Source organism: Brevundimonas sp. TWP2-3-4b1, assembly GCF_049897665.1.
Classification (GTDB): Bacteria; Pseudomonadota; Alphaproteobacteria; order Caulobacterales; family Caulobacteraceae; genus Brevundimonas; species Brevundimonas subvibrioides_B.
Map to the genome: position 1 here is coordinate 16,334 of NZ_JAFCWQ010000024.1, position 24,715 is coordinate 41,048.

Below are 24,715 nucleotides of genomic sequence, written 5' to 3' on the forward strand. Positions count from 1 at the left end.
CGTCTCCGGCGCTATTCTTCGGCGCTGTTCAGCCGGGCGTGGGCGCGATGGATCGAACTGGCGATCTCGCGGTTGGCGGCCCGCGTGCTGCGCAGGGTGCGCCGGGCGTCATACAGTCCTTCGAGATAGGCGAGGTCCCACTGCGTCAGGCCTTCGGCCGTCTCGGGCGCATCGAACACGTTCAGCACCGAGGCGTAGGCGCTGGTGTCCGCTTCAGGGTCGATCTGGGCGAAGACCACCATCGAGACGTAGTCGGCGAGCTGCTGTCCCGACACGTTCGCCACCTGGTCGACGTCCAGCACCACGACGGTCTGCACGATCTCGTCGACGATCTGGGTGGTCAGGCGCGACGCAAACGCGATGGGGACGATCGGGGCGTAGTCCGCCGGCTTGTCGCATTCGTTCCTGCAATCGCCAGGCAGCCGAACCGCCCGGGCGCCTGTTTCTGAATCGACCGGCATGCTGACCGTCCACCAGCGTACCGGCTGATCGCTGGTCTGGAACTCATTCAGTGCCGCATAACCCCGGTCCATTCCCGATCCGCCCATGATGAAGCGCTGGCGTCGCTGCGTCAGGGCCTCTGTCGCAGCGTCAGCGTCCGCAGCGGCCACGACGATGACGTTGGGCTGGCACCCCGGACGGCCGGTTTCGAGGCCAAGATCCTGGGCCACCGTCTGCACACGATCGACGATGTATTGCCCGACGTCGTTGCGGAGGTTGGCGACGCCGACGCAGACCGTCGCATCCCAGCGGGCCAGCCCGCGACGATGGGCGGGGGCGGCGACTTCCTCGACGAAGTTCAGGATCATGGAGTCCAGCGGACGGCCCGTGACCTCGATGTCCTCCAGCTTGACCGGCTCGCCCGTCTGGGCGACCTGCGGTGCGACCTGGACCGGCCGGATCGACGCATTGGCGTCACCCTCGATCGACAGGGTGGCCATGACGGCCAGGGCAGCGAGCGTAAGCATGACGGCGTCTCTCCTGAACAGGTCCCGGAGACGAGGCTAACACTGATCTGTGGTTGTTCAACTGCGGCTGATTCAACGCGTCTAACGTGGCCGGAAAGCGACAGGCGCGCCCCGCGATGAGCGCGTTCCGGAGGCCCCGACGCCGGTCCGTTCGAGCCCTGCCATCGCGGCTGGACGGGGAACGGGCCCCGAGGCCTGGAGTTGAAGCGGGCAGGGCGCTTGTCCCGAGTGTCAGCGGCGCCTAAGTCCGTCCGCCGACGCCGCCAGCGACGTCCGGCCTCTCCGGACGCTTCGGACGCTTCGGACTGTGTTTTCCGTCCGCTTCGAGATCGCCATGGCCGACTACGACTACGACCTCTTCGTCATCGGCGCCGGGTCCGGCGGGGTGCGCGCGGCGCGTCTGACGGGCCTCGGCGGCAAGCGCGTCGCCATAGCCGAGGAGTTCCGCGTCGGCGGCACCTGCGTCGTTCGGGGCTGCGTGCCCAAGAAATTCATGGTCATGGCCTCGGACTTCGCCCACCAGTTCGAAACCGCCGAGGGCTATGGCTGGACGGTGGAGGCCAGCTTCGACTGGCCGAAATTCATCCAGGCCAAGGACGTTGAGATCGCCCGACTGTCCGGCATCTACGCCGCCAACCTCGGCAAGGCGGGGGTCGAGCTGATCCACGGCCGTGCGGTCCTGAAGGATGCCCACACCGTCGAGATCGTCGGCAAGGACCAGACGATCACCGCCGAACGCATTCTGATCGCCACGGGTGGCCGGCCCTGGATGCCGGACGACCTGCCGGGCATCGAACACGCCATTACGTCGGAAGGGGCCTTCCACCTGCCGGAACTGCCCAAACGCATCCTGATCGCGGGCGGCGGCTATATCGCGGTGGAGTTCGCCGGCATTTTTGCGGGTCTGGGAGTCGAAACGACCCTGATCTATCGCGGCCCGAACATCCTGCGCGGTTTCGACGACGATGTTCGCGCTCACCTCGCCGGCGAGATCGAGAAGCGCGGCATCAAGGTCATCCTGGGTTCCCAGCACACCGGGATCACAAAGACCGCGACCGGTCTGATGAACGTTCTCGAAAACGGCATGGAGATCGAGACCGACGTCGTCATGTTCGCCACCGGCCGGCTCCCGCATGTCGTCGATCTAGGGCTGGAAACCGCCGGGGTCGAACTGAACGAGAAGGGCGCGATCAAGGTCGACGCCCTGTCCCGGACCACCGCCGACAACATCTGGTCCATTGGCGACGTCACCGACCGGATGAACCTGACCCCCGTCGCCATCCGCGAGGCCGTGGCCTTCCACGAGACGGTCTACAAGGACAACCCGCAGCATTTCGACTACGAGGCCGTCGCCACGGCGGTCTTCAGCCAGCCGCCCGTCGGCGTCGTCGGCCTGGCCGAAAGCGAGGCCCGCCACATCTGCGCCAAGGGCGTCGATGTCTATGTGACCCGCTTCCGGCCGATGAAATACGCCTTTACCGGCAGTGATGAGCGGGTGCTGATGAAGCTGGTCGTCGATGCCGACACCGACCGCGTGGTCGGCGTCCACATCGTCGGCCCCGAGGCGCCGGAGATGATCCAGCTGGCCGCGATCGCCGTGAAGGCCGGCCTGACCAAGGCCCAGTGGGACGCCACCTGCGCTGTCCACCCGACGATGGCCGAGGAACTGGTGACCCTGAAGGTCAAACAGTCTCAAGACGTCAGCGCGGGGTAATGCCTCCTCCCTGTCCCGCAGCGATGGGGAGGTGGCGGCGAGCTCTTCGCGAGCTGACGGAGGGGTTCTGACGGCGGCAAGAACCCCTCCGTCTCCTCCGCTTCGCTACGGATCCACCTCCCCATTCGCCAGGCGGCGAACAGGGAGGAGACCAGATTTGTTGTTTCGCAACCGCGAGAGGCCTATTCTTCTGCAATGACCAAGCGCTGGACCCCTGAATCCTGGAGAAACAAACCCATCGTGCACATGCCGATGGACTATCCGGACCCGCGCGCGCTCGCCGCCGTCGAGGACGAGCTGCGCACCCTGCCGCCACTCGTGTTCGCGGGCGAGGCGCGCAGCCTGACGGCCAAACTGGCCCAGGTCGAGCGCGGCGACGCCTTCCTGCTGCAGGGCGGCGACTGCGCCGAGAGCTTCAAGGAGTTCTCGACCGACAACATCCGCGACACCTTCCGCCTGATCCTGCAGATGGCCGTCGTCCTGACCTTCGCGGGTCGCAAGCCCGTGGTGAAGGTCGGCCGCATCGCCGGCCAGTTCGCCAAGCCGCGTTCCTCGGCGGTGGAGGAGATCGACGGCGTCGAACTCCCGTCCTACCGCGGCGACAACATCAACGGCTCGGCCTTCACGGCCGAGGAGCGGCTCCCTGATCCCCAGCGTCTGCTGAAGGCCTACAACCAGTCGGCCTCGACCCTGAACCTGCTGCGCGCCTTCGCCGGCGGCGGCTATGCCGACCTCTACAACATCCATCGCTGGACCCAGGGCTTCGCCGACGGCGGCGTCGGCGCCCAGTACCGCGAACTGGCCGAGAAGATCGCCGAAGCCCTGGCCTTCATGGAAGCGGTCGGCGTCACGCCCGAATCCCATCCGGACCTGTCGCGTGTCGAGGTCTTCACCTCGCACGAGGCGCTGCTCCTGAACGTCGAGAGCGCCCTGACGCGCCTCGATGGCGGTTCGGGCGAATGGTTCGACACCTCCGCCCACATGCTGTGGATCGGCGAGCGCACGCGTCAGCTGGACGGCGCCCACGTCGAGTTCATGCGCGGCATCAGGAATCCGATCGGCGTGAAGTGCGGCCCGACCATGGAGCCGGACGACCTGCTGCCCCTCATCGACGCCCTGAACCCGGACAACATCCCGGGCCGGCTGACCATCATCGGCCGCTTCGGCCACGACAAGGTCCACGACCGCCTGCCGCGCCTGATGAAGGCCGCCAGGGCTCACGGCAAGAAGGTCATCTGGTCGATCGACCCGATGCACGGCAACACGCTGAAGGCCTCCAACGGCTACAAGACCCGGCCGTTCGACCGGATCCTGGGCGAGGTGAAGGGCTTCATCGAGGTGGCCGAACACGAGGGCGTCCACCCCGGCGGCGTCCACCTGGAAATGACCGGCCAGAACGTCACCGAATGCCTCGGCGGCGCCCAGGCCGTGTCCGAGGACGACCTCTCCAGCCGCTACCACACCCACTGCGACCCGCGCCTCAATGCCGATCAGGCGCTGGAGCTGGCCTTCCTGGTGGCGGAGCGTCTGAAGTCGGGCCGCCTCAACAGGTCGAAGGCGGCATGACCACCGGGGCTGTCGGCAGACCGGAGAGCGAGGATCGGGCAGGCCGCACGGCCTTCCAGGGCGCGCCCGGAGCCTTCAGCCACGAGGCTTGCATGGCTCTGCGTCCCTGGGACGAGCATGTGCCGTATGAGACCTTCGACGCGGCCATCGCCGCCGTGCAGTCGGGCGACTGCGACTGCGCCCTGATCCCGGTCGAGAACTCGACCATCGGTGTCGTGGAGCCAGCGGCGACCCTCGTGGCCGAGTCCGGCCTGCCGATCGTCGGCGATGCCTGGCGGCCCATCCGCATGGCCTTGATGGCCGTCGACGGCGCCGAGTTCGAACAGATCCGCACCGTGGCCAGCCATCCCATCGCCCTGCGCCAATGCGCCCGGACCCTGGCCGACATGGGGTTCGAGATCATCGAGGCCTTCGACACCGCCGGGGCCGCCCGGGAGGTCGCCGAACTCGGCGACCGCACCCGCGCCGCCATCGCGCCAGTCGCTGCGGCCGAGGTTTACGGACTGACGGTTCTGCGCAACGATCTTCAGGATTCCGACGACAATCGCACGCGATTTGTTCTTCTGGCCCGCGAACCGGCTTGACGTCGCACGATCGTTGCGTGTCTTAGGGTCCCATGGATCGCACACGATCCTAACAACCGGTTCGACTCATGTCCCCGCTGCGCGCTTCGCTCTTGACCCTCTCGCTCCGTTCGCGCGCGGCTGCCTGCTATCTCGGCTCCTGCTTTTACGGCTTTCGATACGCCGGCTGAGGCCTCGAGCATTCCTCGCTCCTGACAGCCTCGCCGGCGACCGCCCTCAACCAGGGCGGCGGCGCACCCCTTCGCCCTTCATCGAAATGCATCCCGTGAAAGCTCAAACCCCATGCCGAAATCGAACCTCCAGCACGTCTGGCCCGACATGAACCCCGAAGACATGTCGCCCGAGCAGATGGCCCTTGCCGCCCTGCGTCACGAGATCGACTTCGTCGACGACGAACTCCTGGTCCTGTTCCAGCGCCGCCTCGCCATCGCCGCCAAGGTTGGTCAGGCTAAGGACGCGCCCCACGGCCCTCACACCAAGCTGCGCCCCGACCGCGAACAGACCGTTCTCAGCCGCGTCATGGCCAGGGCTGATCCCGAGAACGCCGTCGCCGTCGAGGGCCTGTGGCGCGAGATCGTCGGCTGGGGTCTGGCGCGCCAGGGCCAGCTTCAGGTCCAGGTCTGGGCTCCGACCGACCCGACCCGCGCCTTCGACGGCGCCCGCCATCGCTTCGGCACGGCCGCCTCGATCCGCATGGTTCGCGACCCGCAGGCCGCGCTCGCCTTCGCTGCCGAGGGTAAGGGTGTCGCCGTTCTGGCCGTGAATACCGAAGATTCCTGGTGGGTCGGTCTGCGCCGCGACTGGTCGAGCCTGAGCGTCTTCGACGGCTTCGGCTCGGCTGGCGGTCAGCCGACCTCTCTGGCCGTGGGCAAGATCGACCCGGCCGCCCTGCCCAGGGGCCGCCGGGTCGTGGTCAGCGCGGGCGGAGACGCCGGCGACGGCGGCGGCGCGCGTCGCTGGGGCCTGAACACCCACCACGGCTGGACCCTGGCCCTGACCGAGGCCGACCTGACCCCCGGCGACGCCGAGGGCTGTGTCGGCGCGATCGGCTAGACCGCCGGAGCGGGCGGCGTCGCCCCAGGCGGCAGGGGGGGCGGCGCAGGCTGGCCCGGGTCGCCCGGCAAGGACTTGATGTAGCGATAGACGGCGCGCTTGTCGGGCTCCGACATCGCGCGGACGCTCGGCCAGGGCATGGGCGGCAGGCTGGCGCCCGTGCTCAGCAACTGGACCCATTCGTCTTCGGAATGCCCCGCGACGGTCAGGCGCAGGTTTTTGCCGTAGCTGGTTTCCCAGGGCCCGGTGTGCCCCTCGGTCGACCCCTTCAGCCACTCGCTTTCGGGCGGCCGGGCCCCGCCGGTCATGGCGTACTGCGGCGTATGGCAGTCGTTGCAACCGCCGACCAGAACGACATAGCGGCCTGCCTCGATATCGGACGCGGCCACTACCCGGGGGCCGTCCGCAGTGTCCGTGCCGACCTGGGTCTCCATCGTCGGCTGGCATCCGGCCAGCAGTGCGGCCATGCCCAGGCACGCGACCAGATCGGTCCGCCTCATCTCAAATCCCCCCGTTATCCCGCCGGGAATGAAATCCACGCAAACGCGTTCGTCAAGCTCGGCGGGAATCGGCTAGGACTGGGTCGCGCGTTTGGATCGCGATGGGCCCCGCATGAATACGACGGAAGTCTTCCTCATCGCCATGCTGATCATCTTCAGCCTGCCCTGGCTGGTCTGGCGACTGCTGAAGACCGATCACTACGCCCCTCTGGTGGTGGTTCAGATTATCGCCGGAATCCTCCTGGGGCCGGGCGTTCTGGGCGCGACCTTTCCCGACTACTACGCCTTCGTCTTCAATCCGCAGGTCGTTTCGGCGCTGAACGGCATCGCCTGGTGGGCGGTGTTGATCTTCGTCTGGCTGGCCGGGATCGAGCTGGATCTGAAACAGGCCTGGGCCAGCCGGGGCGAGACGGGGATGACGGCGGGCCTGGCTCTGGCCACGCCGCTGCTGTTCGGTTGTGGCGCGGCGGCCGTGATGCTGCAGTTTCCCGGCTGGATCGGCGCACGGGCGGCGACGTGGCAGACGATCGCCGGCATCGGCATGGCCTGCGCGGTCACGGCCCTGCCCATCCTGGTGCTGTTTCTCGACAAGCTGGGCATTCTCAGGAAGCCGCTGGGCCAGCGCGTCCTGCGCTATGCCAGTCTGGACGACATCGCCATCTGGGGCGTTCTGGCCCTGATCATCCTGGACTGGGACCGGCTGGGGCGTCAGGCCGGCTTCCTGGTTGGCTTTCCGATCGCCTCGATCGCCCTGCGCGCCCTGATGCAGCGCATTCCCCGCACCGACCGCTGGTACGTCGGCCTGATCTGGCTGGCCGCCATGGGCTTGGTCTGTGACTGGGCGGGCCTGCACTTCATGGTCGGGGCCTTCCTGGCCGGGGTGGTGATGGAAAAGGACTGGTTCGACGAGACCGAGATGGACGGCTTTCGCCACATCGTCCTGCTGACGATAATGCCGGTCTTCTTCCTGTCGACGGGTCTGCGCACCCAGTGGGGCGTCGGCGGCGCGGCCGTGTTCGGCGCCGCGGCCCTGCTTTTGCTGGCCGCCGTCGCCGGCAAGCTGGCGGGGGTTCAGCTGGCGGGTCGCATCCTGAAGTGGCCGAAAGGGGAGGCGACGATCATCGGCTGGCTGCTGCAGACCAAGGCCCTGATCATGATCATCTTCGCCAACATTCTGTTGGACAAGCAGATCATCACCAACGAGACCTTCACCGCCCTGCTGCTGATGGCGCTGGGTTCGACGATGCTGACCATTCCGATCGTCAAGCCACGCCTGGCCCGGCTCGCCTCGGGCTGATCATATCGACATGTTGTCGATCAGCCGCGTCTTTCCCAGCCAGGCAGCAGTCAGGATCCGGGCCGGTCCATCGACGACCCCGTTCGCAAACGCCGCCAGATCGTCGGCGCGGCGCACGGCGACATAGTCCACCCGCCCGAACCCGGCCTTCAGCAACTCGGCATAGGCCTCCCGCTCCACCGCCGCGAGCGGACGCCTGTCCGCCGCCTTCATCGCCGCCTAGGCCAGGATGCCGTTCAGCCTGCGCGCCACCGTCAGCTCGGCGTCGGCCAGATAGGCGTTGCGCGACGACAGGGCCAAACCGTGCCCGTCCCGCTCGGTCGCCGAACCCACGATCTCGGTCGGGATGTCCAGATCACGGGCCAGGCGGCGAACCACCAGCAGCTGCTGATAGTCCTTCTCTCCGAACACGGCGACGTCGGCCTGGACCTGGTTGAGCAGCTTGGCCACGACCACGGCCACCCCGCCGAAGAAATGCGGTCGGAAGTCGGTCTCCAGCCCTTGCGACGGTCCTCCGACGCTGATGCCTGTGACGAAGCCCTCCGGATACATCTCTCCGACCGTCGGCGCGAACAGCAGGTCGCATCCGGCCCCGGCCAGCAGGCCGGCGTCCTCGGCCTCGCGACGCGGATAGGCGCCGAGGTCCTCATGCGCCGCGAACTGGGTCGGATTGACGAAGACGCTGGCGACCACCTTGTCCGCCCGCCGTCCGGCGTCGCGCACCAGGGTCAGATGGCCTTCGTGCAGGGCGCCCGTGGTCGGCACGAAGCCCACGGTGAACCCCTGGCGACGCCAGTCGCGCACGGTCGCACGCAACGTTTCGATGGTTCTCGCGATGGGAAGGGGAGGAGTGTTCTCAGTCATGCTTACCGGGTTAACCCTTCAACTTAAGCCTGTTCGTGCACGGGACGGCAAAAGGTGTCGGGCTATGAGTCGGCTTATGACGCCCAGCAGAATGCTTCGTCCAGTGCTCCTCGGTTTTGCCGGCCTCGCGACCTCGTCGTGCAGCCTGGTCGAGGGCGACCCGCACCGGTTTGAGTCGATGGCCCAGATCGTGGCCGACATCCCTCTGGATGGCGGCCCCCGCTCAGGCGAGGCGCGCCCCGTGCGCACGGCGGCCGAGGGCGGCCTGCGTCCCGCGCTGGCCATGACCGAAGCGGTCGTCAACCCGGGCGCGCTGCGGGTCGAGGTCATGAATCCGCACGATCTGTGGGACGCGCGCGACGCCGGCCTGCGCGGCGCGGTCGAACGCGCCGCACCCGCCCTGATCGAGGCCGCGGCTCCCATGGTGGCTGAGGCGGTCGTCCAGCAGGTCTCGGACCGAATGCCGGCGCCCCGTGTCGAACGCGCAGTGGTCCGCGCCACTCCCGCGGCCGCAACCGCGCCTGCGGCGCCTCGCGCGACGCTGCAACTCGGCGCCTTCTCCAGCCCGGGCGCCGCCCGCGCCGCCTGGACGCGTATCGCCTCAGCCGGCCACGCGGTTGCCGAACTGTCTCCTGTGTTCGAAGCGGTCGAGGTCGATGGGCGCCGCCTGACCCGCCTGAAGGTCGTCGCCCCCGCCGACGCCGCCCGCGCCGTCTGCCGCGCCGCCGATGCCGCCCAACTCGGGTGCCTGCGCCGGGGCTAGCCGCCCAATCCATCATCCGTGCACCCCGGCCTTCGCCGGAGTGCACGGGTATAGGGGAGCGGTGAGCCCCGACGATCCCATCCACAGTCGTCTTTTAACCTTTCGTTGACGGAAGCGGCGGCGGGCCCGATTCTGGCAGGCCAAGGCGACCGGCGAGTGAGTCGGTCGTCGCCAGCTTTCGGATCATCGGTTCATGACGCAGCCTCAGGTCATCGTCGTCGGCAACGAAAAGGGCGGGGCGGGCAAGTCCACCCTCGCCATCCATATCGTGTGCGGACTGCTGCACGCGGGCCGGCGGGTGGCCATCCTGGACCTGGACCTGCGCCAGCGATCCATGAGTCACTTCTTCGCCTACCGCGCCGCCTGGACCGCCGCCAACGGTGTGATCCTGCCCATGCCGATCGAGCCGGATCTCGGCGACGGCAAGGCTCTGGCCAGGGCCGGCGAGGCCGACCAGATCGCCTGCTTCGAGGCCGCTTTCGCCGAGGCGGAAGGCGCCGAAATCATCCTGATCGACACCCCCGGCGGCGACACCGCCCTGTCGCGCGCGGCCCATGCCCGCGCCGACCAGATTGTCACCCCGATGAACGACAGCTTCGTCGACTTCGACATGCTGGGCACGGTCGACCCGGTGACCCTCGAACTTCTCAAGCCCTCGACCTATTCCGAGAGCGTCTGGGAGGCCCGCAAGCACCGCGCGATCTCGGAAGGCCGCCACGCCGCCATCGACTGGGTCATCATCACCAACCGCCTCGCCGTCGCCGAGGCCCGCAACCGCCGTCGCCTGGACGACAAGATGCAGAAACTGGCCAAGCGGGTCGGCTTCCGCGTCGGCCCGGGCCTGCGCGACCGGGTCATCTACCGCGAGCTCTTCCCCTTCGGCCTGACCGTCGCAGACCTGTCGAACGAGGTCCGCCCCGTGGCCGTGTCCCTGGCCCACGTCGCCGCGCGTCAGGAGATGCGCAATCTGATGCAGTCGCTCGGCCTGGATGAGGTCGCTCTGCCGGCCCTGGACGCGGCGGCCTGACCCAGGTCCCGCCATGGGTCTGATCTGGCTGGTGCTGGTCGGCATCGGAGTCTGGGCCCTCGTCCGGCTGGGCCGTCAGACCGAAGGTCCCCGGCGCGGCCAATGGCGAGTCGCCGCCACGCTCGTATCGGCCGCCATGCTGGCCGGAGGAGCGCTGGCCCTGTCGAAGGGCGCGTGGATCAGCGGCGGCGCGCTGGTCGGGGCGGCGCTTTGGTTGACCGTGGCGTCTCGCATCCGGTCCGTCCCCCCGCGCGCCGCCGGGCTGTCCGACACGGAGGCCCGCTCGATCCTCGGCGTCGGGGCCGACGCCACCCCCGAAGCGATCAACGCCGCCTGGCGCCGCCTCATGGGCCGCGCCCATCCGGATCAGGGCGGCACAGAGGGACTGGCCGCGCGGCTGAATGCGGCGCGGGATCGGTTGCTCAGAAAATAACCCTCTCCCAGGCTGAGAGGGCTTGAGGCTCGCAGAGCGAAGCGATGTGTCTTGGCCGAAAGGGTGAGGGTCGTGCGCTTCCGGTGAGGTCCGGCCCTCACCCTTTCGCGCAAGGACGCCGGCTGCGCCGCCGTGCGCTTAAGCCCTCTCCCCATGGGAGAGGGTTCACGCATCCGTCAAACCCCCCTAAACCTCCCGTCATGCCGAAGCTGACCTCCGCCATCGACCCGCAATCGCCGACCTTCAAGGCGCTCCACGCCCACAATACCGCCCTGAACGCCGAGCTGCGCGAGCGGGTGGCGAGGGCGGTTAGGGGCGGATCGGACGCCAGCCGCGACCGCCACGTCTCGCGCGGAAAGCTTCTGCCTCGCGACCGCGTCGAACGCCTGCTCGATCCCGGCTCACCCTTCCTCGAGGTCGGCCAGCTCGCCGCCAACGGCATGTATGGCGACGAGGCCCCCGGCGCCGGGATGATCTGCGGCGTCGGCCGGGTCTCGGGTCGCGAGGTCATGATCGTCGCCAACGACCCGACGGTGAAGGGCGGCGCCTATTTCCCGATGACGGTGAAGAAGCACCTGCGGGCCCAGGAGATCGCAGAACAGAACAACCTGCCCTGCGTCTATCTGGTCGATTCCGGCGGGGCCAACCTGCCGCACCAGGCCGAGGTCTTCCCCGACCGCGACCACTTCGGCCGCATCTTCTTCAACCAGGCGCAGATGTCGGCGAAGGGCATCCCCCAGATCGCCTGCGTCATGGGCTCCTGCACCGCCGGCGGCGCCTATGTGCCGGCCATGTCGGACGAGACGGTCATCGTCAGGAACCAGGGCACCATCTTCCTGGCCGGCCCGCCGCTGGTGAAGGCCGCCACCGGCGAGGTCATCTCGGCCGAGGACCTGGGCGGCGCCGAGACCCATTCGCGCAAGTCCGGCGTCGTCGACTATGTCGCCGACAACGACGAACACGCGCTGGAGATCGTCCGCGACATCGTCGGCCATCTGAACAGCGTCAAGCGCGTCGACATGGACGTGCGCGAACCCTGTGATCCCGTTCTGGACCCAGCCGAACTCTACGGCCTGATCCCCGACGACGTCCGCGCCCCCTATGACGTGCGCGAGGTCATCGGCCGCCTCGTCGACGGCTCGGAGTTCGAGGAGTTCAAGTCGCTCTACGGCACGACCCTGGTCTGCGGCTTCGCCCGCATCTGGGGCTATCCGGTCGCCATACTGGCCAACAACGGCGTGCTGTTCTCGGAGAGCGCGCTGAAGGGCGCCCACTTCATCGAACTGGCCTGCAAGCGGAAGATCCCGCTCGTCTTCCTGCAGAACATCTCCGGCTTCATGGTCGGCGGAAGATACGAGGCCGGCGGCATCGCCAAGGACGGGGCCAAGCTGGTCACCGCCGTCGCCTCGGCCGGCGTGCCCAAATTCACCATCCTGATCGGCGGCTCCTTCGGCGCCGGCAACTACGGCATGTGCGGCCGCGCCTTCGGCCCGCGCTTCCTGTTCACCTGGCCCAACAGCCGGATCAGCGTCATGGGCGGGGAACAGGCGGCCAGCGTCCTCGCGACCGTCCACCGCGACGCCGACAGCTGGACTCCCGAACAGGCCGAAGCCTTCAAGGCGCCCGTTCGTCAGAAATACGAGGACGAGGGCAATCCCTACCATGCCACCGCCCGCCTGTGGGACGACGGCGTCATCGAGCCGACCCAGACCCGCGACGTTCTCGGCCTGGCCATCTCGGCCAGTCTGAACGCACCGATAGCCGACACGACCTTTGGCGTGTTCAGGATGTGATCTTTCTCTTCCGCGACCAGTTGGCCTTCCGAGCCGACCGGCCGAGGCTGCGGCTAGTTCCGAAACGTCTCCCGATCACGACGCCTTGGTCAGCGATCCAGTCGGCGAGATGGAAGTGCTTGGCGAAAGAGGGATTCGCTCCCTTCATCATGTACTTGGCCATTCCGCCCGGGGTCGTCACAGGCGTAAGTCGCACTTCATCTGACCCGCACGGCCCGCCAGACAGCTTGCTGAGCCGGTCGCGTATCAGGTGCTCAAACCACTTCTCGTACCCCGCCGGAAGATGGACTGCCCAATGCACGTTGCTGCGGTTGTTCGGGTTCTCGTGGACATGAAAGTAGTCGAAAGACCCGAGGTCTCGATCAGTCTTGGAAGCATAGCGCCACGCTCGGGACACACGGGCGCGGAGAGCACGGAATACGGTACCTGCAGCTTCTTCTTCGATAGCCAGACGATCGAAGTTGATGGTGACCATATGGGTCATGGGGCGGTTGCGTGACGTCGCGTATCGGGTGGCGTGGAATCCACCAGCAATCTGGGCGTAGCCAAGGTGGTTGGTCTGCCCGCGGGGAGCCCGGTTTGTCGTCATTGGGTGTACCTTGAACCAAAGAAGTGCCCCCGAGAGCGAACCGTACCCGGTTTGTTCAGGTTGGCAATATGTTCTCAGAACGCTTTTCTGGAAAAGAAGGAGCCCACGGGGAATTTCCTCACTACATTCCCCGGATGACCGACATGACCGACAAACCCACCGAAGCCGAACTGAACGCGCTGGACATCACCGATGCCGAGGCCGCCGAGATCAATGCGATCTCCAACCCGCTGTTGAGCGACCCGGCGCCCGACGCCAACGACGACCTGATCCAGGTAGACGGCACTGCCGACGGCGTGGTGTTCGTCACCATCAACCGGCCGCACAAGAAGAACGCCTTCGACGCCGCCACCGTCGCGGCCCTGTACGAGACGTTCGAGACGCTGCACGGGGCCGACAACGTGCGCGTCGTCTTCATCCGCGGCGCGGGCGGCACCTTCAGCGCCGGCGGCGATCTGAACTGGATGGCTGACGCCGCCGGCTGGTCCGAGAGCGACAACCGCGACGACGCCATGATGCTGGCGAAAATGCTCAAGGCCCTGCACGACATCCCGGCCCTGACGGTCGCCCTTGTCGAGGGCGCGGCCATGGGCGGCGGGGCCGGCATCGTCTGCGCCTGCGACATGGCCGTGGCGGTCGAGGGCAGCCGTTTCGCCTTCTCCGAGGTCAAGCTGGGGCTCATCCCCGCGACCATCGCCCCCTATGTGATCGAGGCCGTCGGCGCCCGCCGCGCGAAGCAGCTGTTCCTGACCGCCAACATCTTCGATGCCGACTACGCCGCCCACGCCGGGATCGTCGACATGGTCCTGCCCGAGGGCTCGATGGACGAGTTCATCTCCATGCTGACCGACAGCCTGACCCAGAACGCCCCCGGCGCCATGGGCGAGGCCAAGCGACTGGTTCGCGACGTCGCCGGACGCCACATCGACCATGGCCTGATGGAGGAGACCGCCAAACGCATCGCCCGCGCCCGCGTCTCCGACGAAGGCCAGGAAGGCGTCCGCGCCTTCCTCGACAAGCGCGCCCCGCGCTGGGCGGAATAGGGGACTTGCCCTCTCCCCTTGCGGGAGAGGGAGGCGCCGCACGAGAGCGCAGCGATCGTCCTTGCGCCGGCGGGTGAGGGGTGACACCGGCTCCAGCCGAATGATCAGTCGTCCATCCATGTCTTCAGCCGCCGGTGAGACCCCTCATCCGTCAGCCTTCGGCCGCCACCTTCTCCCGCAAGGGGAGAAGGGAAAACGCGCCATACCCATCAACGCACGCCCGGAATTCCTCTGTGACTCCAACGCCCGGCCGTGATTTATAGCCTTATTCCAGGCGCCCCTGAAAACCGTGAGACACTGTCTCCCGGTCTTTGACATCGTCGCCGCCTCACGTCCGTCGATGTAGACTCTGTCGACTCTGTCGACTCTTTTTTTGGAGTCGCGCTCCTCCGGCGAGGGAGGAGACAATCGCCCTCCGCCCCTCTAAACCGGGCCCATGTTCAAGTCCGTCCTGGTCGCCAATCGTGGCGAGATCGCCTGTCGCGTCTTCCGCACCGCAAAGCGGATGGGGATCCGCACGATCGCCGTCTATTCCGAGGCCGACGCCGGGGCCCTGCATGTCCGTGAGGCCGATGAGGCCGTCCTGATCGGCCCCGCGGCGGCGCGCGAATCCTATCTCGTCGCCGAAAAGGTCTTGGCGGCGGCAAAAGCGACGGGCGCCGAGGCCATCCACCCCGGCTACGGCTTCCTGTCCGAGAACGCCGAGTTCGCCGAGGCGGTGATGGCGGCGGGCATCGTCTGGATCGGCGCCCCGCCGGCCGCGATCCGCGCCATGGGCCTCAAGGACGCCGCCAAGAAGCTGATGGTCGAGGCCGGGGTCCCGGTCACGCCCGGCTATATGGGCGAGGACCAGTCGCCCGACCGGCTGAAATCCGAGGCCGACGCCATCGGCTATCCGGTGCTGATCAAGGCGGTCGCGGGCGGCGGCGGCAAGGGGATGCGGCGCGTCGATGCGTCCGAGGCCTTCCTCGACGGCCTGGCCTCCTGTCAGCGGGAGGCGGCGTCCAGCTTCGGCGACGACCGGGTGCTGATCGAGAAATACATCCTCTCGCCCCGCCACATCGAGGTTCAGGTCTTCGGCGACAGCCACGGCGAGGTCGTCCACCTGTACGAGCGCGACTGCTCTCTGCAACGCCGCCATCAGAAGGTCATCGAGGAGGCTCCGGCGCCCGGCATGGACGCCGCGACGCGCGCCGCGATCACCGATGCGGCGGTCAGGGCAGCGAAAGCTGTAAGATACGTCGGGGCGGGCACCATCGAGTTCATCGGCGACGCCTCCGACGGTCTGAAGGCCGACCGCATCTGGTTCATGGAGATGAACACCCGGCTGCAGGTCGAACACCCGGTGACCGAGGCCATTACCGGCGTCGACCTGGTCGAGTGGCAGTTCCGCGCCGCGGCCGGCGAGCCCGTGCCGCTGAAACAGGCCGACATCCCGATGAACGGCTGGGCCATGGAGGCCCGCCTCTATGCCGAGGATCCGGCCAACGGCTTCCTGCCCTCGATCGGGCGGCTGGATCATTTCGTCCTGCCTGACGACATCCGCGTCGACACCGGCGTCGAACAGGGCGGCGAGGTCAGCCAGTTCTACGATCCCATGATCGCCAAGCTGATCGTGCATGAAGACACGCGGGAGGCCGCGGCCGAACGGCTCGCGCAGGCCTGCAGCGAGGTCGAGGTCTGGCCGGTCAGGACCAATGCCGGCTTCCTGACCCGCCTGCTGCGTCATCCCCGTTTCGTGACGGCCGATGTCGATACGGGCCTGATCGCGGCGGAGGCGGCCGCGCTGGCGGCCGCGCACGACCCGGACATCGAAGCCGCCGCCATCGCCCTGGCGGCCGAAGACGAGTGGCATGCCCGCACCGGGTTCACAGGCGCGGACAGGGCGTCGCCGTTCGAGGGCCTGCCCGGCGCGACGTTCGGCTTCCGCCTGAATGGCCCGTCGAGCGCCAGCTATGCCGCCCGCATCGGCGGCAAGCCCGTGGTCCGGCCCGTCCTGACCGACACGACGGACGGGTTCAAATGGCTGATCGGCGCGGATCAGATTCCGGCCGAGGTCGTCAACCAGCAGGTTCTGGTCGGTGATCGGGTCTTCAACTGGGCATATGGAGAGGATGACGGCGACATCCTGTTCGCCGACGGTGAGGCGATCAGTGTCGCCTGGCGCGGCGGCGTGGCGGAACGGGCCGGCGGCGGCTCAGCCTCGGACGGTTCCCTCCGCGCCCCCATGCCCGGCAAGATCGTCGCCACCCCCGCCAGGGCCGGCGACATCGTGACCAGGGGCCAGCCGATCATCGTGCTGGAGGCCATGAAGATGGAGCATGCCCTCGTCGCGCCATTCGACGGCGTGGTCGGCGAGATCGGCTTCGCCGTCGGGGACCAGGTGACCGCGGACGCCGTGCTGGCGAAGGTCGAGGCCAACACTTAACTCCGATCATCCCCGCGAAGGCGGGGACCCGGTGCCTTGGACGATGGATCGAACCGAACAAGCGCTGACGTCAATCCTGCGCACCGTGCCTCACAAAAGAACTGGGTCCCCGCCTTCGCGGGGATGATCGGAAAATCTAGACCGCCCATGCCTCTCCACATGATCAAGCTGTGCGTCGGCGTCGTCCACGTGGAAACACTGGAACGCCGCGCGGCCAAGGGCGAATGGCTGACCGTCAACACCCGGATGACGCCCAAGCGCGCGCCCGAGCTCGAGGACGGCGGCTCCCTCTACTGGGTGATGAAGGGGTCGGTGACCTGCCGGATGCCCATTCTGGATGTCTCGACCCGGGGGGAGGGCAAGGCCTCCATGTGCCTGATCAAGCTGTCGCCCGAGGTCATCCGCACCGCGCCCCAGGCCCGTCGCCCCTTCCAGGGCTGGCGCTACCTCGAGCCGAAAGACGCCCCGCCGGACATGTCCTCGCTCGACGCTGGCGACATGCCCGAGGATCTCGCGAAACAGCTCCGCGAGATGGGGGCCTGGTGAAGAACGCCTTCTCCCCTTGCGGCAGAAGGTGGCCGAGCGAGGCGAGGTCGGATGAGGGGTCACGCTGACGTTTGAAGTCAGCTTTGCCAGCCCTCACTCCAGCCTCCGGTACGACCCCTCATCCGTCAGCCTTCGGCTGCCACCTTCTCCCGCAAGGGGAGAAGGATCGTGTTGACCCCACCGTCAGACCGTGGTCTGCGCCGCGTCCCATGACGTTCCTCAGCCCCTCCACCCGCACCGCGACGCGCGAGCTTCTGACCCTGGCCTGGCCGGTGGTGCTGGCGCGGATCGGCATCATGACCATGGGGCTGACCGACGCGATCGTGGTCGGCAACTACGCTTCGCGGGAGCTGGCTTTCCATTCCCTCGCCTGGGCGCCGCATTCGATCATCGTCGTGACGGCGGTCGGCCTGCTGTTCGGGGTCCAGGTCATGACGGCCCGGATGCTGGGCGAGGGACGTCGCGCCGAGGTCGGCGCCGTCCTCCGGCGCGGGCTCGTCTATGCGCTGCAGCTCGGCGTCGCCGCCTGTATCGCCCTCGTGTTCCTCGGCCCCTGGCTCCTGCGCCAGCTCAACCTCGAGGCCGGTCTGGCTGAGGGCGCGGGCCCGGCCCTGATCGTTCTCGCCCTGTCCATGCCCGCCTATCTCGTGTCGGTCGCGGCCCAGTTCTTCCTCGAGGCGCTCGGCAGACCCAAGCCCGGCATGGTCGCCATGTGGGTCGCCAATGGCGTCAACCTGGCCCTCAACCTGCTGCTTGTGCCCGACCTCCTCGGCCTGGGTCTGAACGGCGCCGAGGCCTCGTGCTGGGCGACCTTCGCCGCGCGCGCGGCGCTGGCGATCTTCCTGGTGATCTACATCGTCCGCCTGCCGGAGGCGCGGGCGCTGGGTATCTTCACCCGGCCGAGGCCCGATCCGGTCGCCGCCGCCGAACAGCGCCGCATCGGCTATGGCGGCGGCTCGTCCTATTTCATCGAGGTCGCCGCCTTCGCCGCCATGACCTTCATCGCCGGTCAGCTGGGGGCCAACGAGACCGCCGCCTGGGCCGTGGTGCTGAACGTGTCCGCGATCGTTTTCATGGTCCCCATGGGCCTGTCGTCGGCGACGGCCGTGCTGGTCGGTCGCGCCTATGGGGCAGGGGACAGCGAGGGCGCGTTGCGGGCAGGCCTGGTCGGGATCGGCGTGGTCACCGGCCTGACCTTGATCGTCGCCCTGCTGGTCTGGCCCAGCGCGCATATGATGGTCGGGGCCTACAATCGTGATCCCCTGCTGCTGGCCATCGCCGCGCCCGCCCTGGTTCTTGCGACCCTGTTCTTCGTGGCCGACGGCATCCAGGTCGTCGCCGCCCAGGCCAACCGCGCGGCCGGCGACGTCTGGTGGCCGACGATCATCCACTTCGCCGCCTATGGCGGGGTCATGATGCCGCTGGGCTGGGTCCTGGCGCACCAGATCGGGGTCAATGGCCTGGTCTGGGCCGTGATCATCGCCAGCCTGGTGTCTTCCGCCCTGTTGACGGGGCGGTTCATGCGGGTGGCCAGAAGGCTGCCGGCTTCGACTCAAGCGTTGCCTTAGGGTCGATCCGGAGAAAGAGTAGCGATTCAAAACCCGGAGTCGCCCGATGTCCCTGATCGCCCCCCTTCTGGTCCAGATCGCCCTTACCCTCGGCCTCGTCGGCCTCGTCGGCGTGTCCCGAATCGGCGCGCTGCGTCGGCGCGAGGTCCCGCTCGCGGCGGTCGCGGCCTCAAACGACGCCTGGCCCGAGCCGGTTCGCCTGATCTCCAACAACTGCGCCAACCAGTTCGAGACACCCGTGCTGTTCTACGTTCTGGTGCTGCTGGCGCTGCATCTGGGGGCGACGGGGCCGGGCCTGGTCGTCACAGCGTGGATCTTCGTCGCCTCGCGCCTGGTCCATAGCCTGATCCATCTGAACGGCAACAATGTGAGGCTGCGATTCAACGCCTTTGCCGTCGGGACCCTGGCCCTGCTGGCGATGGCGGTGCAGCTCGGATTCACGGCGTTCAGCTAGGACTTTGCCGCCGGGCCCGCCCCTCTCTATATGGTCGCCTTCCCCAACATCGGACGATCATGGCCCGTATCCTCATCACCTCGGCGCTGCCCTACATCAACGGCATCAAGCATCTGGGGAATCTGGCGGGCTCGATGCTGCCGGCCGACGTCTTCGCCCGCTTCAAGCGCGCCCAGGGCCACGAGACCCTCTACATCTGCGCCACCGACGAACACGGTACGCCCGCCGAACTGGCCGCCGCCGCCGCCGGTCAGGACGTCCAGACCTATTGCGACGAACAGCACGAGATCCAGAAGGCGGCGGGCGCCGCCTTCGGCCTCAGCTACGACTGGTTTGGCCGCTCCTCGCGCGAGCCCAACCGCCGCCTGACCCAGCATTTCGCCAAGGTGCTGGAGGAGAACGGCCTGATCGAGGAACGGGTCGACCGGATGATCTATTCGATCGACGACGCCCGCTTCCTGCCCGACCGCTATGTCGAGGGGACCTGCCCCCACTGCGGCCACGTGGGCGCGCGCGGCGACCAGTGCGACAACTGCGGCCGCCTGCTGGACCCGACCGACCTGATCGCCCCCTGGTCGGCGGTCTCCGGCTCGACCAACCTCGAGGTCCGCGACACCCGCCACCTCTATCTGCTGCAGACGAAGATCGAGGGCCAGATCCGCGCCTGGATCGAGTCGAAGTCCGACTGGCAGACCCTGGCCCGTTCGATCGCGCTCAAACACCTCGACGAAGGCCTGATCGACCGGGGCATCACCCGCGACCTGAAGTGGGGCGTGCCGGTGGTCGGTCCCGACGGCGGTTCGCATCCGGGCATGGAGGGCAAGGTCTTCTATGTCTGGTTCGACGCCCCGATCGAATATATCGGCGCGACCGAGGAATGGGCCGAGGCCAACGGCACGACCTGGCGCGACTGGTGGCGGCTGGATGAGGGGGCGGACGACGTCCGCTACGTCCAGTTCATGGGCAAGGACAACGTCGCCTTCCACACCGTCAGCTTCCCCGCGACCATCCTGGGATCGGGCGAGCCGTGGAAGACCGTCGACACGCTGAAGGCCTTCAACTGGCTGAACTGGTACGGCGGCAAGTTCTCGACGTCGCAGAAGCGCGGCGTCTTCATGGACCAGGCGCTGGAGATCCTGCCCGCCGACTACTGGCGCTGGCATCTGACCGCCTATGGGCCGGAAGGGTCGGACGCGGCCTTCACCTGGGAACAGTTCCAGTCGACGACGAACAAGGACCTGGCCGACGTGCTGGGCAATTTCGTCAACCGGATCGTCAAGTTCGCCGAGTCGAAATTCGACGGCGTCGTCCCGGACGGCGGCGAACCCGGCCCGCTGGAGGCGAAGCTCGACGCCGACATGCGCGCCGGCATCGCCGAGGCGACCGAGGCCTTCGAGGCCCTGGAGTTCCGCAAGGCCTGCCAGGCCCTGCGCGCCGTCTGGGTCCTCGGCAACGAATACCTGCAGGAAGCCGCGCCCTGGACCGCGTTCAAGTCCGATGTCGATCGCGCCGCCGTGGGCGTTCGCACGGGCCTGAACCTGGTCGCCCTGTTCGCCCGCATTGCCGCGCCGGTCATGCCCTTCTCGGCCGGGAAGATCGCCGCCGCCGTGGGCGAGACGGATCTCAGCTGGCCCGCCCCCAACGCCGCGCTTCTGGATCAACTCTCGCGCGGTCAGACTGTCGCCGCCGCCGAGGTCCTGTTCAGGAAGATCGAGGACGTCCAGGTCGCCGAGTGGAGCGAGCGGTTCGGAGGGGCTCAGTGAAGCCCACGCTGGCCGATCACTCCCCGGCGACCCTCTCGGCGGTGCGCGAGCGCCTCGCCGCCACCGGCCGCGTGCAGTTGCACGACCTGCTGGCGGCTTCCTGTGCCGAACACCTGCGGGCCGAAGCGGAGCAGCCCGACTTCAATGTCGTCACCCGCCGCTCGACCGGTCATGTCGATCTCCCCGGCGCCTGGCTGCATTCGCTGGAGCCGCACCAGCGTCAGGCCCTGGGCCAGGCCGTCCAGACCGCCGCGACTGACGAGTTCCAGTACCTGTTCGACAACCACCCGATCTACGATCTCGCCGAAGCCGGATCGGCCGCTCCCGTCTGGGCCGATCTGGTCGCGTTCCTCAACGGCGAGGCCTTCCTCGGCCTGATGCGACAGGCGACGGGCGAGCCCCGCATCGCCTCGGCCGACGCCCAGCTGACCCGATTCCGCAAGGGGCACTTCCTGACCGAGCACGACGACACGGCCGAGGGGAAGAACCGCCTCTATGCCTATGTCCTGGGCCTGACGCCCGGGTGGCGGATCGTCTGGGGCGGCCTGCTGGCCTTCCACGATGCCGAGGGCAATGTCGGCGAGGCCTTCACCCCGCGCTTCAACACCCTTAACCTGCTCAAGGTCCCGGCGCCCCATTCGGTGACCCAGGTCGCCCTGTCGGCCGGGGCCGACCGCGTGTCGATCACCGGCTGGCTGCGGGGGGCCTGACTATTCGAACAGACTGATCGGCGCGCCGTAGGCGTCGGGCCAGCCGATATAGGCCACGTCGGTCGGTCCGATGACGAAGACGGTCACCGTCCAGCGTCCTTTCACGCGGTGCATCAGCCCATAGGTCGCCGGGCCGTCGAACACGCCCTCGGCGATCGCTTCGGCGAAACCGGCACGGACGAAGTCGATGGGGCGGCCGTCGGGGCGCTGCACCGAACCCGCATAGAAGGCCCAGTCGCCCTGGACCCGAAGCCGGTCGACCATGAACTGGACCGGCTGGTTCAGCTCGTCCTCGATGGACGGACGCAGCGTATTCAGCAGCGTCCGCCGCAGGGGGTCGCCGACCGGCACGGATCGCGGTCCCGCCTGGACGACGACCGCGGGCGGCGCGACCGGCGCGGCCGTCATCGGCCCCGCGAGCAGCGCGGAAATCAGAATGACGCTCACTTAGCCTCCGCCTTGCGGCCGGGCCGGCGGACTATTCCGCCCTGGCCGGCTCCGGTGACGCTACTGCGGTCCCGGTCGGGGCGGAAGCGGCATCCGTCGCCGAGTCAGGCGAGGTCAGGGGCTCGCCCGCGCCGGGCAGGGCGCTGTCCTCGGTCCGCACGCCCTGCTGGAATTTCTCGACCTCATAGGGGGAGATATCGAGGAAGGCCGGGGCGGCGGCGTTGAATTGCTCCAGATTTCCGGTCCGCACCACGACCGATCGCGCGCCGTCCCAGATCATGTGCAGGGCGACGTACAGGACGATGACCAGGCCGACGTAGCCGATCCAGCGGTACTTGTTCAGCAGCTTGGCGATGAAGGTCGCGGCCAGACCCATCAGGGCGATGGACAGGATCAGGCCGAACACCATGATCCACGGATGCTCGTGCGCCGCGCCGGCCACGGCCAGCACATTGTCGAGCGACATGGTCACGTCGGCGATCATGATCTGCAGCAGGGCGGCGCCGAAGGTCTTGCGCTTCAGGCCCAGGGCCTCGGGGGCCGGTCCGCCGCCGTGGTGGGCGGACAGGGCGGTTTCGAGCTCCGCCTCGGCCTCGGCCTGGTCGTGGGTCTTATGCTCCTGCAGTTCGCGCCACATCTTCCAGCAGACCCAAAGCAGCAGGATGCCGCCGGCGAGCAGCAGGCCGACAATGGCCAGAAGCTGCACCGTGATCAGGGCGAAGCCGATCCGCAGGACGACGGCGGCCGCCAGACCGATCAGGATCGCCTTCTTGCGCTGTTCGGGCGCCAGGGCGGCGGCGGCCAGGCCCACGGCCACGGCGTTGTCGCCTGCGAGCACCAGGTCGATGGCCATGACCTGACCGAGTGCGGTCAACTGGCTGGCGAGTTCGGGAGAGCTGAGGAATTCCATGGGCGGTCTCTAGCGTCGCGAACGTCGTGCGCCAAGTCTCCTCCCCGTCGCCGAACGACGACGGGGGGCAAGGTCGCCAGAGCCTGATCGTTTGAGATGGAAGCGCTTCGCGCTTCTGTCGAAAGCGTGAATCAGGCTCTCGCTGATAACTGGAGCAGGATTCACGGCATCAGCGGAATCGCGAAGCGATTCCTCCTCAGCCGATCCTGCTCTAGCTGCGCTGTTTCTTGGTCGCTTCGTAGAGGGCGACGGCCGCCGCATTGGACACATTGAGGCTCTCGAAGCCGCCCGGCATGGGGATCCTCGCCAGGACGTCGCAGTGTTCGGCGACAAGACGGCGGATGCCGTCGCCTTCGGAGCCCATGACCAGAACGGTCGGCCGGTGATCCAGCGCATTCTCCAGCAGTTCCTCGGACGATCCATCCAGCCCGACCGCCCGCCAGCCGAGATCGGCCAGCCGCTCCAGCGCCCGGGACAGATTCGTCACCCGCGCGCACGGCAGGCGCTCCGTCGCCCCGGCCGCCGCCTTGGCGAGCGCTCCGGCCAGCACCGGCGAATGCCGGTCCTGCACGATGATTCCCCGCGCGCCGAACGCCAGGGCCGAGCGGAAGATGGCGCCGACGTTCTGGGGGTCGGTCAGCTGATCCAGCATGACGATGATTCCCTCGGCCGGATCGGCGAAGTCCTCGAGCGCCACGCCTTCCAGCGGCTGGACCTTGAAGGCCAGGCCCTGGTGCACCGCGCCTGCGGGCAGCATCCGCTCCAGCGCCAGCGATTCGATCACCTCGACCTTGTGGCCGTTGGGGATGCCGTCGCGTTCCAGCTCGGCGGCGCGATCGGCGGTCGCCAGCAGACGCCCCATGCCCTTGCGCGCCGGGTTCGCCAGCGCCGCCAGCACGGGATGACGGCCCCACACGAAGCCGTCGGCGTCGACCTTGCCCCGCCCGGCGCGCGGCGCGGCGGTGGAGAAGGCCTTGGTTGGCGGATTGGGGTTCCAGCCCCCGCGGTCGGGGCCGCCCCTGGGCGCCCCTTTGGACTCTGGCGAAGCGTCGCCGGACCGGCCTTTGAAGGCCGGTTTGCCGGTCGGCTTTTGGCCCGATTTCCGGTCGTTGCGTTCTGGATTTCTCGACACTATAAGACGCCCTCCGATTTGGAGCCCTAGGGCTTTCGGGTCTGGCGCTCCCTCTATCTCAGGCGTGTCCCGACCCCGAAGCCTTTTGTTCCGACGCCGGTCGAAAGATTGGTCAGGGACGGTTCGGACGGATCGACATAGCGCGCTGGGGGAATGTCCCGAGTGGCAAAGGGGGGGGACTGTAAATCCCCTGCGTAAGCTTCGCAGGTTCGAGTCCTGCTTCCCCCACCACGCGCTTTCGATACGGACGGCAGGGTTTTCGATGACGATCGGCTGCGGAAGTTTCTTCGTGAAAACAAAGGGCTGCCGTGGTTTCCGTGCGGGTATAGTATAATGGTAATACAGCAGCCTTCCAAGCTGAATATGTCGGTTCGATTCCGTCTACCCGCTCCATATTTTTGATAAGCACCAGCGCCCCCGAGCCGGGCCATCAGGAGTTTGGCCATGGCCAAGGAAAAGTTCGAACGTAACAAGCCGCATTGCAACATCGGCACGATCGGTCACGTGGACCACGGCAAGACGACGCTGACGGCTGCGATCACGATGGTTCTGGCCAAGGCCAG

General features: G+C 67.7%; 23 protein-coding genes, 2 tRNA genes and 1 pseudogene. 19 read left to right on the forward strand and 7 right to left on the reverse strand.

From position 1 onward, the window contains the following. Positions 1-11 precede the first annotated feature (11 nt). Positions 12-968 (reverse strand): hypothetical protein, encoded by a 957-nt coding sequence (locus tag ACP7A5_RS15140; protein WP_426042692.1) that lies wholly within the window; start codon positions 966-968, stop codon positions 12-14. 334 nt (positions 969-1,302) lie between these two features. Between ACP7A5_RS15140 and gor the strand changes: the two genes are divergently transcribed. From gor to ACP7A5_RS15160, 4 genes are all read left to right on the forward strand, one after another. Beyond that, on the forward strand, positions 1,303-2,682 hold the full coding sequence (gor, locus tag ACP7A5_RS15145) for a glutathione-disulfide reductase (RefSeq protein ID WP_426042713.1): 1,380 nt from the start codon (positions 1,303-1,305) through the stop codon (positions 2,680-2,682). A gap of 195 nt (positions 2,683-2,877) precedes the next feature. Further along, the gene (locus ACP7A5_RS15150; RefSeq protein ID WP_426042693.1) at positions 2,878-4,248 is read left to right on the forward strand and encodes a class II 3-deoxy-7-phosphoheptulonate synthase; all 1,371 of its coding nucleotides are present in this window, start codon (positions 2,878-2,880) and stop codon (positions 4,246-4,248) included. Then, entirely contained in the window at positions 4,245-4,832 is a 588-nt protein-coding gene (locus ACP7A5_RS15155) for a prephenate dehydratase domain-containing protein (protein WP_426042694.1), read from the forward strand. The genes ACP7A5_RS15150 and ACP7A5_RS15155 overlap by 4 nt, the downstream gene beginning before the upstream one ends. Positions 4,833-5,114: 282 nt before the next feature. Beyond that, positions 5,115-5,885: a chorismate mutase gene (locus ACP7A5_RS15160; RefSeq protein ID WP_426042695.1), complete on the forward strand. Its 771-nt coding sequence runs from the start codon at positions 5,115-5,117 to the stop codon at positions 5,883-5,885. Here ACP7A5_RS15160 and ACP7A5_RS15165 read toward each other — a convergent pair. Further along, entirely contained in the window at positions 5,882-6,385 is a 504-nt protein-coding gene (locus ACP7A5_RS15165) for a cytochrome C (RefSeq protein WP_426042696.1), read from the reverse strand. The genes ACP7A5_RS15160 and ACP7A5_RS15165 overlap by 4 nt on opposite strands. A 112-nt stretch (positions 6,386-6,497) precedes the next feature. Here ACP7A5_RS15165 and ACP7A5_RS15170 point away from each other — a divergent pair, with 112 nt between their 5' ends. Further along, entirely contained in the window at positions 6,498-7,682 is a 1,185-nt protein-coding gene (locus ACP7A5_RS15170; protein WP_426042697.1) for a cation:proton antiporter, read from the forward strand. Here ACP7A5_RS15170 and panC read toward each other — a convergent pair. Further along, a pseudogene (gene panC / locus ACP7A5_RS15175) lies at positions 7,683-8,546 on the reverse strand (pantoate--beta-alanine ligase). Between the two features lie 76 nt (positions 8,547-8,622). Between panC and ACP7A5_RS15180 the strand changes: the two are divergent. The 4 genes from ACP7A5_RS15180 to ACP7A5_RS15195 all read left to right on the forward strand — a co-directional run bounded on the left by ACP7A5_RS15180 (position 8,623) and on the right by ACP7A5_RS15195 (position 12,562). Beyond that, the gene (locus ACP7A5_RS15180) at positions 8,623-9,309 is read left to right on the forward strand and encodes an SPOR domain-containing protein (protein ID WP_426042698.1); all 687 of its coding nucleotides are present in this window, start codon (positions 8,623-8,625) and stop codon (positions 9,307-9,309) included. Positions 9,310-9,502: 193 nt separating this feature from the next. Continuing rightward, positions 9,503-10,336: a division plane positioning ATPase MipZ gene (locus ACP7A5_RS15185; RefSeq protein WP_426042699.1), complete on the forward strand. Its 834-nt coding sequence runs from the start codon at positions 9,503-9,505 to the stop codon at positions 10,334-10,336. Between the two features lie 13 nt (positions 10,337-10,349). Further along, a complete protein-coding gene (locus tag ACP7A5_RS15190; protein WP_426042700.1) occupies positions 10,350-10,769 on the forward strand; it encodes a J domain-containing protein in 420 nt (139 codons plus the stop codon). A gap of 200 nt (positions 10,770-10,969) precedes the next feature. Next, complete coding sequence (locus ACP7A5_RS15195; protein WP_426042701.1) at positions 10,970-12,562, forward strand: carboxyl transferase domain-containing protein; 1,593 nt, start codon at positions 10,970-10,972, stop codon at positions 12,560-12,562. Here the strand turns inward: ACP7A5_RS15195 and ACP7A5_RS15200 are convergent. Continuing rightward, entirely contained in the window at positions 12,552-13,046 is a 495-nt protein-coding gene (locus ACP7A5_RS15200; RefSeq protein ID WP_426042702.1) for a hypothetical protein, read from the reverse strand. The genes ACP7A5_RS15195 and ACP7A5_RS15200 overlap by 11 nt on opposite strands. A gap of 248 nt (positions 13,047-13,294) precedes the next feature. Between ACP7A5_RS15200 and ACP7A5_RS15205 the strand changes: the two genes are divergently transcribed. The 7 genes from ACP7A5_RS15205 (at position 13,295) to ACP7A5_RS15235 (ending at position 21,663) form a co-directional block, all read left to right on the forward strand. After that, positions 13,295-14,194: an enoyl-CoA hydratase-related protein gene (locus tag ACP7A5_RS15205; protein WP_426042703.1), complete on the forward strand. Its 900-nt coding sequence runs from the start codon at positions 13,295-13,297 to the stop codon at positions 14,192-14,194. 436 nt (positions 14,195-14,630) lie between these two features. Further along, the gene (locus ACP7A5_RS15210) at positions 14,631-16,622 is read left to right on the forward strand and encodes an acetyl/propionyl/methylcrotonyl-CoA carboxylase subunit alpha (protein ID WP_426042704.1); all 1,992 of its coding nucleotides are present in this window, start codon (positions 14,631-14,633) and stop codon (positions 16,620-16,622) included. A 147-nt stretch (positions 16,623-16,769) separates the two neighbouring features. Continuing rightward, complete coding sequence (locus ACP7A5_RS15215) at positions 16,770-17,168, forward strand: DUF1489 domain-containing protein (RefSeq protein ID WP_426042705.1); 399 nt, start codon at positions 16,770-16,772, stop codon at positions 17,166-17,168. A gap of 209 nt (positions 17,169-17,377) precedes the next feature. Next, on the forward strand, positions 17,378-18,736 hold the full coding sequence (locus ACP7A5_RS15220) for an MATE family efflux transporter (RefSeq protein ID WP_426042706.1): 1,359 nt from the start codon (positions 17,378-17,380) through the stop codon (positions 18,734-18,736). Positions 18,737-18,782: 46 nt separating this feature from the next. Continuing rightward, positions 18,783-19,190, forward strand: a complete 408-nt coding sequence (locus tag ACP7A5_RS15225; protein ID WP_426042707.1) for an MAPEG family protein — start codon at positions 18,783-18,785, stop codon at positions 19,188-19,190. A 59-nt stretch (positions 19,191-19,249) separates the two neighbouring features. Beyond that, positions 19,250-20,953, forward strand: coding sequence for a methionine--tRNA ligase (gene metG / locus ACP7A5_RS15230; RefSeq protein WP_426042708.1), 1,704 nt, complete (start codon positions 19,250-19,252; stop codon positions 20,951-20,953). After that, entirely contained in the window at positions 20,950-21,663 is a 714-nt protein-coding gene (locus ACP7A5_RS15235) for a 2OG-Fe(II) oxygenase (protein WP_426042709.1), read from the forward strand. Before metG ends, ACP7A5_RS15235 begins: the two co-directional genes overlap by 4 nt. Here the strand turns inward: ACP7A5_RS15235 and ACP7A5_RS15240 are convergent, their stop codons facing one another. From ACP7A5_RS15240 to rlmB, 3 genes are all read right to left on the reverse strand, one after another. Beyond that, the gene (locus ACP7A5_RS15240) at positions 21,664-22,110 is read right to left on the reverse strand and encodes a hypothetical protein (protein ID WP_426042710.1); all 447 of its coding nucleotides are present in this window, start codon (positions 22,108-22,110) and stop codon (positions 21,664-21,666) included. It lies immediately after the preceding gene. Positions 22,111-22,141: 31 nt separating this feature from the next. After that, on the reverse strand, positions 22,142-23,020 hold the full coding sequence (locus ACP7A5_RS15245; protein ID WP_426042711.1) for a TerC family protein: 879 nt from the start codon (positions 23,018-23,020) through the stop codon (positions 22,142-22,144). A gap of 211 nt (positions 23,021-23,231) precedes the next feature. Further along, entirely contained in the window at positions 23,232-24,152 is a 921-nt protein-coding gene (gene rlmB / locus ACP7A5_RS15250; RefSeq protein ID WP_426042712.1) for a 23S rRNA (guanosine(2251)-2'-O)-methyltransferase RlmB, read from the reverse strand. A gap of 147 nt (positions 24,153-24,299) precedes the next feature. Between rlmB and ACP7A5_RS15255 the strand changes: the two genes are divergently transcribed. The 3 genes from ACP7A5_RS15255 to ACP7A5_RS15265 all read left to right on the forward strand — a co-directional run. Next, positions 24,300-24,383, forward strand: a tRNA-Tyr gene (locus ACP7A5_RS15255). Between the two features lie 88 nt (positions 24,384-24,471). Next, positions 24,472-24,545, forward strand: a tRNA-Gly gene (locus ACP7A5_RS15260). Positions 24,546-24,596: 51 nt separating this feature from the next. Next, a partial coding sequence (locus tag ACP7A5_RS15265; RefSeq protein ID WP_426038994.1) for a GTP-binding protein occupies positions 24,597-24,715 on the forward strand: 119 nt, incomplete at its 3' end.